Genomic DNA, 12,469 nt, shown 5'->3' on the forward strand with positions numbered 1-12,469 from the left:
ACATGGGGGCCGATGCCAGTGACCATCGGCATCCCGCCCGCCGCGCCTCCGCGGCGGTTACCCTGTGCAGCAGATTCCTCATCACGCCGCGCCATGTCCATCGTCCTCACCGATTTCGCCCGTCCCCGCCTGTTCCCGCGCGTGCCGCGCGGCAACACCATCCAGGACTGTACTGCCGAGCAGTTCGAAGCCCACCTCAACGCGCATGCGCCGATGAAGGTGCTCGATGGCTACGCACCATTCTGCAAGCTGTTCGTCTATGAGAACTGGACCAGTACGCGCTGCCTGACGGTGCCGATCACCGATGCCAACCGCCACCAGCTGCGCAGTGGCTACGAGGCGCGCAATCGTGACGAGCTGCCGGTGCTGGTGCGCTGGTTCGAAGGTGTGGAATCGCCGCGTGCGAACTACCTGGTGGTGATCCTGTACAGCGCCGAGCAGCTGGCCAAGGAAGGTTCACCGATCGAGGCCGACTGGGGCATCGTCGGCTGCATCTACACCGCCGAGCCGGAAGAAGTGCCGATGGCGCCGATCACGATGATGCGCAATGCGCTGGGGGTGGAGGAGGGGGGCTCCGGCGTGCCGCTGGATCGCGAGGCGTACCGGCGCTCGGTCGCCTTCTGGGAGAGCAACGCCAACTGGCGGCCGTAGCCCGGTCGTGACCATCCACGCATGGCGTGGATCTACAGGCTGATCCGTGCCTGACATGCAGGTTCGAACGGATGGCCTATGATCGGGCAGGCGGACACGCGGAGGGCGGGGCATGGGCATATGGGCAAGGATGATCCCGCTGCTGCTGGCAGGCATGCTGCCGGCTACCGGGGCTCTGGCAGCAACGCCGGTCATGCAGACCGCGTGTTCACCACTGCCCCCCACGTCCTGGCTGCGCGATGTGGGGGTGAGCGCGCTGTCGATGCAGGCCCGCGAAGGCCGTTGCGTAGTGGAGGTGACGGCGGTCGATGGCAAGGCGCTGTTGCGCCAGCAGCAGATGCTGATGGTGCTGGCGCAGAAGGTCTGCGCCGCGCCGGCGGAAGCAACCGTGGATGACGCGCAGGTGTCACTGCAGCTACGCCTGCCGAAGCGCTGCGCAGGGCGCAGCAGCCAGGATCTGTTCGCGGGCGACGAGACGGCCTGGATGCCACCCCGCGGTGTGTCGCCGCGCTACCCGAGGCAGGCCATGCAGGAAGGGCTTTCCGGTCGCAGTCTGCTCAAGGCCGTGGTGGATGCGCAGGGCACCGTCGCTGCAGTGGTTGTCGAAAGATCCAGCGGCCATTCGGTGCTGGATGAAGCGGCGGTTGAGGAACTGCGTGGTTGGCGCTTCACCCGCACCGACGCGAAGAGTGCAGTGCCGGAATTGAGCATCGTGCGCGTACCGATGCGGTATGAGTTTGTGGAGTGACCGCCATCCACGCATGGCGTGGATGTACGGGTAATGCCATCCACGTGTGGCGTGGATGTACGGGTAATGCCATCCACGTGTGGCGTGGATGTACGGACCGCAGTAGAGCCACGCCATGCGTGGCTGCTTGGCCTTCAGACGGCTTTCCACTCCCACCACGGGTAATGGTATTCGCGGTCGATCGCCTGCCAATGCTGGCCGCAGTGCGCACAGGCAACGGTATGGCAATCGCCCCAACCATCCTCGGCCTCCTGCAACGAGATCAGCTGCACCTGCCCTTGTTCGATCAGGCGACGCGGATCGAAGAACGGGTAGCCGGGATTGAGCACACACAGGCAGCCCTTGCGTGCCTGCCAGTAGCGCAATCGTTGCAGCGCGGCCTTGAGATGGGCCTGGTTGCTGATCAGCATGCCGCCGAGCGCGATGCCCTGGCAGCGCTGTTCGATCAGGTCCGCATGCGCGGCCAATGCATCCAGCGAGGACGCGGTGAACAGCCGTGCGACCGTACGCGCGGCGTCGGTGATGCGCTTGCCGTCGCGCGACAGCAGGTCCTGCAGCAGGACGTCGGCCTGGGCATCCTCAAGCCGGGGCGACGGCGTTGCGGACCACGGCCAGCGCATCAACGTGCCTTGCCGATCGCGGCGTAGTGGCCGGCGGTCAGCCGCAGCAGATCGGTGGGTGCCAGTTCCACTTCCAGGCCACGGCGTCCGGCACTGACATGCAGTGCGGGCAGCGCTTCGGCACTGGCATCCAGGAACGTGCGCAGGCGCTTCTTCTGCCCGAGTGGGCTGATGCCACCGACCAGGTAACCGGTCGCGCGCTGTGCGGCATCGGCGGCGGCCATCTCGCACTTCTTGCAGCCGGCTGCTTCGGCCAATGCCTTCAGGTCCAGCTGGCCGGCCACCGGCACGATCGCCACCAGCAGTTCGTGTGCCTCGGTGCTGGCCAGCAGTGTCTTGAACACCTGGGCCGGGTCGAGGCCGAGCTTGTCGACAGCTTCGCCGCCATACGATTCGGCGTGGGCGTCGTGCACGTAGCTGCGCACGGTGTGGGCGATCTTCTCGCGCTTGAGGAGGTTGATGGCCGGGGTCATGGCTGCATCGTAGCGCGCGCTGGGCGCGTTGCCTTGACCGAGGCTACTGCCGGAGAGCATCCACGCATGGCGTGGATCTACCGGGGAGCGGGGCCGAACGATGTCCACGCACGGCGTGGATCTACCGTGGGCGGGCCCAAACGATATCCACGCATGGCGTGGATCTACCGGGTGGCGGGGCTGAACGATATCCACGCATGGCGTGGATCTACCGGGGGCGGGGCCGCGCGATATCCACGCATGACGGGGCGGTAGATCCACGCCATGCGTGGATGCGCGATGCGCGGTGGCACCACGCCAACGCAGAACGGGCGCCCGAAGGCGCCCGTTCCATGTGCTTCCGTTGCTGGGGTCAGAGCCCTTTCCTGCGGAAAGGGATCCGACCCCGGGGCACGGCATCAGTAGCGGTAGTGGTCCGGCTTGAACGGGCCTTCCACCGGCACGCCGATGTAGTCGGCCTGTTCCTGGCTCAGGGTGGTCAGCTTCACGCCGATCTTTTCCAGGTGCAGGCGGGCCACTTCTTCGTCCAGCTTCTTCGGCAGCAGGTAGACCTTCTTCTCGTAGCTGTCCTTGTTCGCCCACAGGTCGATCTGTGCCAGGGTCTGGTTGGCGAAGCTGTTGGACATCACGAAGCTCGGGTGGCCGGTGGCGCAGCCCAGGTTCACCAGGCGGCCTTCGGCCAGCAGGAAGATCGCATTGCCGTTCGGGAAGATGTACTTGTCCACCTGCGGCTTGATGTTGACGTGCTTGATGCCGGCGAACGACACCAGCGCATCGACCTGGATCTCGTTGTCGAAGTGGCCGATGTTGCAGACGATGGCCTGGTCCTTCATCGCGCTCAGGTGCTCGATGCGGATGATGTCCTTGTTGCCGGTGGTGGTGACGTACAGGTCGGCACGGCCCAGGGTCGATTCGATGGTGTTGACTTCGTAGCCTTCCATCGCCGCCTGCAGGGCGCAGATCGGGTCGATCTCGGTGACGATCACGCGCGCGCCGTAGGCACGCAGCGAGGCGGCGCAGCCCTTGCCGACGTCGCCGTAGCCGCAGACCACGGCCACCTTGCCGGCCAGCATCACGTCCATCGCGCGCTTCAGGCCGTCGGCCAGCGACTCGCGGCAGCCGTACAGGTTGTCGAACTTGCTCTTGGTGACCGAGTCGTTGACGTTGATTGCCGGGATCAGCAGGGTGCCGGCCTGGGCCAGCTGGTACAGGCGGTGCACGCCGGTGGTGGTCTCTTCGGAGACGCCCTTCCAGTCCTTGACCACGCGGCCCCAGTAACCCGGGCGTTCCTTGGCGACGCGCTTGAGCAGGTTCTTGATGACCTGTTCTTCGTGCGAGGACGAGGCGGTGTTGACCCAGTCGCTGCCGTTTTCCAGCTCGTAGCCCTTGTGGATCAGCAGGGTCACGTCACCGCCGTCGTCGACCACCAGCTCCGGGCCGGTCAGGGTGCCGTCGGCCAGGGTGAAGGTCAGCGCGTCCAGGGTGCAGTCCCAGTACTCTTCCAGGGTCTCGCCCTTCCAGGCGAAAACCGGCGTGCCGGTGGCGGCGATGGCCGCGGCAGCGTGGTCCTGGGTCGAGAAGATGTTGCACGAGGCCCAGCGCACGTCGGCGCCGATGTCCTTCAGGGTCTCGATCAGCACGGCGGTCTGGATGGTCATGTGCAGCGAGCCGGTCACGCGCACGCCCTTCAGCGGCAGGCTGGCGGCGTGCTTGCGACGGATCGACATCAGGCCCGGCATTTCGTGCTCGGCGATGTCCAGTTCCTTGCGGCCCCAGTCGGCCAGCGTGATATCGCGGATCTTGTAATCACCTTCGGTGGAGAAGGTCTTGGCAACAGCGTTCATTCGTGTGCTCCGGTTGTGGACGAGCGGGTGCTCGCATCTAGCCGGGCGCCGTTGTTACAAAGCCACCTTACCGAGCCTGGCCGGGCCTCGTGGGATCCGGTCGCAGCGCCCCTCGGCAGGGGAGAACCCCCATTATATCGCGGCCCCGGCATGACATCGGGATGACCCAACCATCGGCAGATGGGATCGCGTGCACAGGCTGTTAAGGTCGGTGTTTTCACGCATCACACAGGTGGAACGATGAGCATGCACGCGCGCCGCACTCGGCGCTGGACCGGCCTGGTCCTGTCGATGGGACTGCTGGCGGTGGCCCCGCTGGCCTGGGCGGCGGCCCCGCAGCCTGCGGCGGCACAGTCCCAGGGCGTCAACGGCTACGAGCTGCCTTCGGCCGCGCTGCAGGCGGTGGTCGATGCCCCGCGCGCGCCCTCGCTGTTCCTGTCGCCGCGCCGCGACGTGGCCGCGCTGATGCAGATGCCGTCGCTGCCGTCGATCCAGGTGGTGGCGCAGCCGGAGCTGAAGCTGGCCGGCCTGCGCATCAACCCGCGCACGTTCTCCGACAGCCGCTTCAGCTTCGGCGAGAAGCTGTGGCTGATGAACGTGGCCGACGGCAAGGAGCGGCCGATCAGCGGCCTGCCCGCCAAGCTGTCGATTGCCAGCGTGATGTGGTCGCCGGACCAGAAGTGGCTGGCCTTCAACCAGGTCGACGCCGCCAGTGGCGCCAATGAACTGTGGCTGGTGGACGTGGCCGGTGGCAGTGCCCGCCGCCTGGTCGCCGGCCTGAACACGGTGATCGGCAGCGGCTACCAGTGGCTGCCGGACAGCCGCGGACTGGTGGTGTTCACCCGCCCGGCCAACCTGGGTGCGGCGCCGGCCGCAGACGGCATCCCGACCGGCCCGGCCGTGCAGCAGACCAGCCAGGGCGGCGGCGTGGTGTCGATCCGTACCTACCAGGACCTGCTGAAGAACGAGGCCGATGCGCGCCAGTTCGATTACTACGCCACCACCCAGCCGGTGGAAGTCAGCCTGGATGGCAGCACCCGCGCGATCGGCGCAGCCGGCATCTTCATGGGCTTTGCGGTGTCGCCGGATGGCCGCTTCGTGCTGCGCCAGCCGGTGCAGCGCCCGTACTCCTACGTGGTGCCGGTGGACAGCTTCCCGCGCCGCATCGAAGTGATCGACCGTGCCAGCGGCAAGCTGGTGCACACCGTGGCCGTGCGCCCGCTGGTGGAAGGCCTGCCAACCGGCAACGATGCCGAAGTAACCGGCGTGCGTGACATCCGCTGGCGCGGCGATGCCGATGCCACCCTGGTCTGGGCTGAAGCGCAGGACGGCGGCGACCCGAACAAGGATGCCAAGGTGCGCGATGCGGTGCTGATGCAGGCCGCGCCGTTCGACAGGCCGCCGGTGACCCTGGCCCAGCTCGGCAGCCGCCTGGCCAGCATCAGCTGGGGCCGTGGCGATCTGGCCCTGCTGACCGAATCGTGGTGGAAGACCCGCAAGACCAGGACCTGGCTGATCGCCCCGGACAACGCCAGCGCCGAACCGCGCCTGCTGTGGGACCGCGATGCGCAGGACCGCTATGCCGATCCGGGCCGTCCGCTGTTGTCCAGCGACGAGCGAGGCCGCTCGCTGCTGCAGACCAGCCCGGATGGCAGCAGCCTGTACCTGGCCGGTGCCGGTGCTTCGCCGGAGGGTGACCGCCCGTTCGTGGACCGCTTCGACATTGCCAGTGGCAAGGCCACCCGCCTGTTCCACTCGCAGGCGCCGAGCTACTCGCTGCCGGTGGCGCTGCTGGACGATCAGGGCAGCTCGCTGCTGCTGAGCCGTGAGAGCCCGGACGAGCCGGCCAATTTCTACGTGCAGTCGCTGGCCGATGCCAGCACCGCGCCGCGCGCACTGACCCATTTCGCCCATCCGCTGCCGCAGCTGAAGGGCGTGCAGAAGGAGCAGATCCGCTACAAGCGCAAGGACGGCGTCGACCTGACCGCGACCCTGCTGCTGCCGCCGGGGTACGACCCGAAGCGCGACGGCCCGCGGCCGCTGCTGATGTGGGCCTACCCGGGTGAGTTCAAGAGCGCGGCTGCTGCCAGCCAGGTGACCGATTCGCCGTACCGCTTCAATGCGGTCAGCTACTGGGGCCCGCAGGCGTTCCTGGCCAAGGGCTACGTGGTGCTGGCCAGCCCGTCGATGCCGATCATCGGCGAGGGCGACAAGGAACCGAACGACACCTACATCGAACAGCTGGTGGCCAATGCACAGGCGGCGGTGGATGAAGTGGTGCGCCGTGGCGTGACCGATCGCGATCACATTGCCATTGGCGGCCACTCCTACGGTGCGTTCATGACCGCCAACCTGCTGGCACACACCCGCCTGTTCAAGGCCGGCATCGCACGCAGCGGCGCCTACAACCGCACGCTCACCCCGTTCGGCTTCCAGGCCGAGGAGCGCAACTACTGGCAGGCGCAGGATGTCTACCAGAAGATGGCGCCGTTCAACTACGCCGACAAGATCAAGGATCCGATCCTTTTCATCCACGGCGTGGACGACAACAACTCCGGCACGTTCCCGATCCAGAGCGAGCGCATGTTCGCCGCGGTGAAGGGCCTGGGTGGCACCGCGCGGCTGGTGATGCTGCCCAACGAATCGCACGCCTACCGCGCACGCGAATCGATCATGACGATGCTGGCTGAAAGCGAGCGCTGGCTGGAGCAGACCATCGGCCCGGCCGAGCAGGGCAAGGCGAAGAAGAAGCGCTGATACCTGCATGAGGGCGGCCCCTGCAACAGGGGCCGCTGTGACGCGACGGGGTAGAGTCGACTGGGTAGAGTCGACTGTTAGTCGACTATCGCGCGCAGCGCGGGTTTTCGAAGACCTGACAGGAGAGCAGTCGACTAACAGTCGACTCTACCCAGTCGGAGTTTCCCGCGCATTGATTCCAGTCGGAGTTTCCCGCGCAGTGATTCCAGTCGGCGTTTCCCGCACGGTGGTTCCAGCCGGTGTTTCCCCTCCGGTCACATCCGGCGATGCATGCAGATGAAACCATTTTTGCATCGCAGCACGAGGCCCGATCTGGGATAGGCTTGAGGCCTGGATCCGTTGACCGAGGCCTGTGCGTCGCCGATGAACGAGTACCGCAGCAGCATCGAATTCGCTTCTCCCGATCTTCCCCTTCGCGATGACGTGCGCCGGCTTGGCGCGCTGGTCGGTGACCTGTTGGTCGAACAGGTGTCGGCCGCGTTTCTTGATGACGTCGAGGACGTGCGTACCCGCGCCATCGCCCGCCGCGAGAACCAGGCGCCGCTGTCTGAACTGGCCGACGGCCTGGCCGGGCGCACGCCGCAGCAGGCCGAGACCATGGTGCGGGCGTTCAGCACCTACTTCCAGGTGGTCAACATCGCCGAGCGCGTGCATCGCATCCGCCGCCGCCGCGACTACCAGCGTGCCGGTACCGCAGGGGCGCAGCCCGATGGCCTGCAGGATGCCCTGCAGCACCTGAAGGCGCAGGGCGTGGGCCTGGACGAACTGGCGCAGTGGCTGCCGCGCATCGACATCGAACCGGTGTTCACCGCGCACCCGACCGAAGCGGTGCGCCGCGCGCTGCTGGAGAAAGAGCAGTTGATGGTGGCCAGCCTGGTCGACAACCTCGACGGCCAGCGCACGCCGGGTGAGGCCGCCGCTGATGCCGCGCGCTTCCGCATGGCGCTGACCGCCTCGTGGCAGACCACCGATTCCTCGCCGGTGCGACCCACCGTCGACGACGAACGCGAGCACGTCGGGTTCTATCTGGTGCAGGTGCTGTACCGGGTGATCCCGGTGCTGTACGAATCGCTGCAGCAGGCGCTGCGCGATACCTATGGGGAAGAACTGCCGTTGCCGCGCCTGCTGCGTTTCGGTACGTGGGTGGGCGGCGACATGGACGGCAATCCGAATGTGGATGCCCACACCATCCGCAACACGCTGGATGCGCAGCGGCAGGCCGTGCTGGGGCGCTACCAGAAGGAACTGCTGCGGCTGGCCAGCCTGCTCAGCCAGTCCACCGAGCGGGTGGGTGTCAGTGATGCGCTGCAGGCACGCGTGACGCATTACCAGCAGCTGCTGCCGCAGGTGCAGTCGCGGCCACGCCATGCCGACATGCCGTACCGCCTGCTCAACGACCGCATGCGCGCGCGCCTTCAGGCCACGCTGGATGATGGCGAAGGCAACTACGCTGGCCCGGACGAGCTGATCGAGGATCTGCAGCTGATCCTCGACAGCCTGCGTGCGAACCGCGGCGAGCATGCCGGTGGCTTTGCCGTGCAGCGCCTGCTGTGGCGGGTGAAGACCTTCGGCTTCCATCTGGCGCGGTTGGACGTGCGCCAGGAGTCGAGCGTGCATGCGCGCGCGCTGGGCGCCGTGCTGGGCGGCGAGGAGGCCTGGCAGGCGCTGGATGCATTGGGTCGTGCGCGGCTGCTTGGCCCGCATGCCAGCGGTGAAACGGCATTGCCCAACGGTGACGACGAAGGCAACAAGCGGCTGGATGCGGTATTCGCGGCACTGGCCGATGCACGCGCACGCCATGGCGGTGATGCTCTGGGCAGCTACATCATCTCGATGGCACACGACCGCAGCGATGTGCTGGCGGTGCTGGCGCTGGCACGCCGTGGCGGGCTGGTGGAAGAGAACGGATCAGTGCCGCTGGATATCGCGCCGTTGTTTGAAACGGTGGACGACCTCAAGCGCGGTACCGCCACGCTGCGCGACCTGCTGGCCGACCCGGTGTATCGCGGCCATCTGCGTGCGCGCGGCGACGTGCAGATGGTGATGCTCGGTTATTCGGACAGCAGCAAGGACGGCGGTATCGCCGCCTCGCGCTGGGGCCTGCAGCGCGCGCAGGTGGAACTGCTGGAGGTGGCGGCCGAGGCGGGCATTCGCCTGACCTTCTTCCATGGTCGTGGCGGCTCGATCAGCCGTGGCGGTGGCAAGACCACGCACGCGGTCGATGCGTCGCCGCGCGGCAGCATCGACGGCCGCCTGCGGGTGACCGAGCAGGGCGAGGTGATCCATCGCAAATACGGCATTCGTGCGTTGGCGCTGCGTTCGCTGGAACAGGCCACCGGCGCGGTGCTGCGCGCCAGCTTGCGCCCGCGCGCGGCTGAGCCGCGCGAGGATGACTGGCGGCCGGTGATGGACGTGGTGTCCGCTGCCAGCAGCGAGGTCTACCGTGGCTTCGTCGGCCAGGGCGGCTTCATGGACTACTTCCGCACCGCCACGCCGATCGATGTGATCGAACGGATGACGCTGGGCTCGAGGCCGTCGCGCCGGCTCGGCCAGGACGCCGCGCTGGGCAACCTGCGCGCGATTCCCTGGGTATTCGCCTGGAGCCAGGCGCGGGCGGTCATCCCGGGCTGGTACGGCGTGGGCAGTGGCCTGCAGGCGGCCGTGGATGCCGGCCACGAGGGTACCTTGCGCGAGATGGCGCGCGACTGGCCGTTCTTCCGCACCTTCCTGGACGACATCGCGATGGTGCTGTCCAAGGGCGATATCACCATCGCAGAGCAGTTCTCGAAGCTGTCGGGCGAACTGCACGAACGCTTCTTCCCGCAGGTGCAGCGCGAGCTGGACCTGACCCGGCACTGGTTGCTGGCGCTGATGGACCAGCAGACATTGCTGGACCACGATGCGCGGCTGGCGCTGTCGATCCGCCTGCGCAATCCCTACGTCGATCCGATCAGCGTGCTGCAGGTGGATCTGCTGCAGCGCTGGCGGGCCAGCGGCCGCGAAGACGAGGACCTGCTGCGCGCGCTGGTTGCGTGCGTGAACGGTGTTTCGCAGGGCGTGCAGAACACGGGGTGATGCGTATCCGCCGGGCATGGCCCGGCGCTACCAGACGTTGTGCCGGTAGCGCCGGGCCATGCCCGGCGAACGCGATCATTCCTCCGGCGAAGGCGGGTTCGACGCCAGCAGTTCCAGATGGCGCTGTTCCATTTCCTGGCGCAGCTGGCGGCGGATCTGCGCGGCGGCCTGGCGGCGCTTCTCGTCGGATGTGGCCGGCTGCAGGGGCGGCACCGGCGTCGGCCGGCCTTCCTCGTCCACCGCCACCATCGTGAAGAAGCAGCTGTTGGCGTGGCGCACGCTGCGCTTGAGGATGTCCTCGGCCACCACCTTGATGCCGATCTCCATCGACGAGGTGCCGGTGTAGTTCACCGAGGCCAGGAAGGTGACCAGTTCGCCCACCGCGATGGGCTGGCGGAACATCACCTGGTCCACCGACAGAGTGACCACGTAGCTGCCGGCATAGCGGCTGGCACAGGCGTAGGCCACCTGGTCGAGCAGGCGCAGGATGGCGCCGCCGTGGACCTTGCCGGAGAAATTGGCCATCTCCGGCGACATCAGCACGGTCATGGACAGCTGGTGGGTTTTCAGTTCGGTTGGCATGGGGCGATTGTATCGGGCGCGCATCGCCCTTGTAGAGCCGAGCCCATGCTCGGCTGCTCTTGGTACAGGCAAAAAGAAAGCCGAGCATGGCTCGGCTCTACAGAAAGCAGAAGGGCCGCTTGCGCGGCCCTTCTTGAAGGTCAGCCGACTAACAGTCGGCTCTACCCATCGGCTCTACCAGCCGGCTTTACTTCAGCTTCGCATCGGCGCGCAGGGCGGCGGCGCGGTCGGTCTTCTCCCAGGAGAAGGCCGTGGCGTTGACGGTCTCGCCTTCGCCGTTGAGGTAGCTGAATTCCTTCGGCTTGCGGCCGAAGTGGCCATAGGCCGCGGTCTGCTGGTACATCGGGTGCACCAGGTCCAGCATCTTGATGATGCCGTACGGGCGCAGGTCGAAGTGCTTGCGGATCAGCTTCTCGATCTTGTCGTCGCTGATCTTGCCGGTGCCGAAGGTGGTGACCGAGATCGAGGTCGGTTCAGCCACGCCGATGGCGTAGGAGACCTGCACTTCGCAGCGGTCGGCCAGGCCGGCGGCAACCACGTTCTTGGCGACGTAGCGGGCAGCGTAGGCAGCCGAACGGTCGACCTTGGACGGGTCCTTGCCGGAGAAGGCGCCACCACCGTGACGGGCCCAGCCGCCGTAGGTGTCGACGATGATCTTGCGGCCGGTCAGGCCGCAGTCGCCCACCGGGCCACCGATCTCGAACTTGCCGGTCGGGTTGATGTGGAACTTGGTGCCCTTGTGCAGCCACTTGGCCGGCAGCACCGGCTTGATGATTTCTTCGCGGACGGCCTCGATGAGGTCCTTCTGCTTGATGCCCGGGGCATGCTGGGTCGACAGCACCACGGCGTCGATGGCCGAGACCACGCCGTTTTCATAGCGCAGGGTGACCTGGCTCTTGGCGTCCGGACGCAGCCACGACAGCGGCGAGTTCTTCTTCTTGCGGATCTTGGCCTGCTGCTCGACCAGGCGGTGCGACAGGTGGATCGCGGCCGGCATGTAGCTGTCGGTCTCGTTGGTGGCGTAGCCGAACATCAGACCCTGGTCGCCAGCGCCCATTTCTTCCGGCTTCTTGCGGTCCACGCCCTGGGCGATGTGCGGCGACTGCTTGCCGATCAGGTTCAGCACGCCGCAGGTGGCGCCGTCGAAACCGACGTCGGAGCTGTCGTAGCCGATGTCCGTGATGACCTTGCGGGTCAGGGCTTCCAGGTCGATCCAGGCGCTGGTGGTGATTTCACCGGCAACGATGGCAACACCGGTCTTGACCATGGTCTCGCAGGCCACGCGGGCGCGCTGGTCCTGGGTCAGGATCGCGTCCAGCACCGCATCGGAGATCTGGTCGGCAACCTTGTCCGGATGGCCTTCGGAGACCGACTCGGAGGTGAAGAGATAGCTGGACATCAGGCGTAATATCCCTTGATTCGGATGGAAAGATGGGCGCGCATGATACACGGGGTGCGCCGCCTGTGCATTGTGAACCTGTACCGGTTGCCGGTGGTTAAGCCCGCGTAGGCCCGGCAAGGGCCGTCCTGACGGGATTGGGCCCCAGCCTCGAGGCCCAGTGTTCCACCAGCGTGACAACGGCGGGGTGGCCAGGGGGCCGGTTGCGGCCCCGCCCCGGGCGGGTCGACCGTCATCGTTCTGCCCCAGAACCGCCATCTGGCTGCCGTCTGCCGGGCGCAGGCTGTCGGCCAATCCGGCCGCCGGGCATGAGTGGATCC

At 66.8% G+C, this 12,469-nt stretch carries 9 protein-coding genes and 1 riboswitch; of the genes, 4 read left to right on the forward strand and 5 right to left on the reverse strand.

All coding sequences use genetic code 11. The features are described 5' to 3' along the window. Positions 1 to 93: 93 nt before the first annotated feature. A complete protein-coding gene (locus tag AC5P88_RS01600) occupies positions 94 to 651 on the forward strand; it encodes a DUF3228 family protein (RefSeq protein ID WP_495224103.1) in 558 nt (185 codons plus the stop codon). A gap of 193 nt (positions 652 to 844) precedes the next feature. Beyond that, positions 845 to 1,399, forward strand: coding sequence for an energy transducer TonB (locus AC5P88_RS01605; RefSeq protein WP_495224104.1), 555 nt, complete (start codon positions 845 to 847; stop codon positions 1,397 to 1,399). A gap of 134 nt (positions 1,400 to 1,533) precedes the next feature. Here the strand turns inward: AC5P88_RS01605 and AC5P88_RS01610 are convergent, their stop codons facing one another. The 3 genes from AC5P88_RS01610 to ahcY all read right to left on the reverse strand — a co-directional run bounded on the left by AC5P88_RS01610 (position 1,534) and on the right by ahcY (position 4,336). Beyond that, the gene (locus tag AC5P88_RS01610; RefSeq protein ID WP_495224105.1) at positions 1,534 to 2,019 is read right to left on the reverse strand and encodes a hypothetical protein; all 486 of its coding nucleotides are present in this window, start codon (positions 2,017 to 2,019) and stop codon (positions 1,534 to 1,536) included. After that, on the reverse strand, positions 2,019 to 2,492 hold the full coding sequence (gene ybaK, locus AC5P88_RS01615) for a Cys-tRNA(Pro) deacylase (RefSeq protein ID WP_106549233.1): 474 nt from the start codon (positions 2,490 to 2,492) through the stop codon (positions 2,019 to 2,021). Before ybaK ends, AC5P88_RS01610 begins: the two co-directional genes overlap by 1 nt. Before the next feature lie 398 nt (positions 2,493 to 2,890). Next, positions 2,891 to 4,336: an adenosylhomocysteinase gene (ahcY, locus tag AC5P88_RS01620; protein ID WP_049451423.1), complete on the reverse strand. Its 1,446-nt coding sequence runs from the start codon at positions 4,334 to 4,336 to the stop codon at positions 2,891 to 2,893. A 36-nt stretch (positions 4,337 to 4,372) separates the two neighbouring features. Then, positions 4,373 to 4,456: riboswitch (S-adenosyl-L-homocysteine riboswitch) on the reverse strand. A gap of 120 nt (positions 4,457 to 4,576) precedes the next feature. Here ahcY and AC5P88_RS01625 point away from each other — a divergent pair. Both AC5P88_RS01625 and ppc read left to right on the forward strand, forming a co-directional pair. Continuing rightward, positions 4,577 to 7,093, forward strand: coding sequence for a S9 family peptidase (locus AC5P88_RS01625; protein ID WP_106549234.1), 2,517 nt, complete (start codon positions 4,577 to 4,579; stop codon positions 7,091 to 7,093). 363 nt (positions 7,094 to 7,456) lie between these two features. Continuing rightward, positions 7,457 to 10,168, forward strand: coding sequence for a phosphoenolpyruvate carboxylase (ppc, locus tag AC5P88_RS01630; protein WP_495224152.1), 2,712 nt, complete (start codon positions 7,457 to 7,459; stop codon positions 10,166 to 10,168). Positions 10,169 to 10,243: 75 nt separating this feature from the next. On the opposite strand, the gene AC5P88_RS01635 is transcribed toward ppc, so the two are convergent. Together AC5P88_RS01635 and metK are read right to left on the reverse strand one after the other, a co-directional pair. Continuing rightward, the gene (locus AC5P88_RS01635) at positions 10,244 to 10,750 is read right to left on the reverse strand and encodes an acyl-CoA thioesterase (protein WP_106549236.1); all 507 of its coding nucleotides are present in this window, start codon (positions 10,748 to 10,750) and stop codon (positions 10,244 to 10,246) included. Between the two features lie 187 nt (positions 10,751 to 10,937). Beyond that, positions 10,938 to 12,149 (reverse strand): methionine adenosyltransferase, encoded by a 1,212-nt coding sequence (metK, locus tag AC5P88_RS01640; RefSeq protein WP_010481882.1) that lies wholly within the window; start codon positions 12,147 to 12,149, stop codon positions 10,938 to 10,940. Positions 12,150 to 12,469 lie beyond the last annotated feature (320 nt).

The organism is Stenotrophomonas sp. YJH_SMC_8 (genome assembly GCF_059371315.1).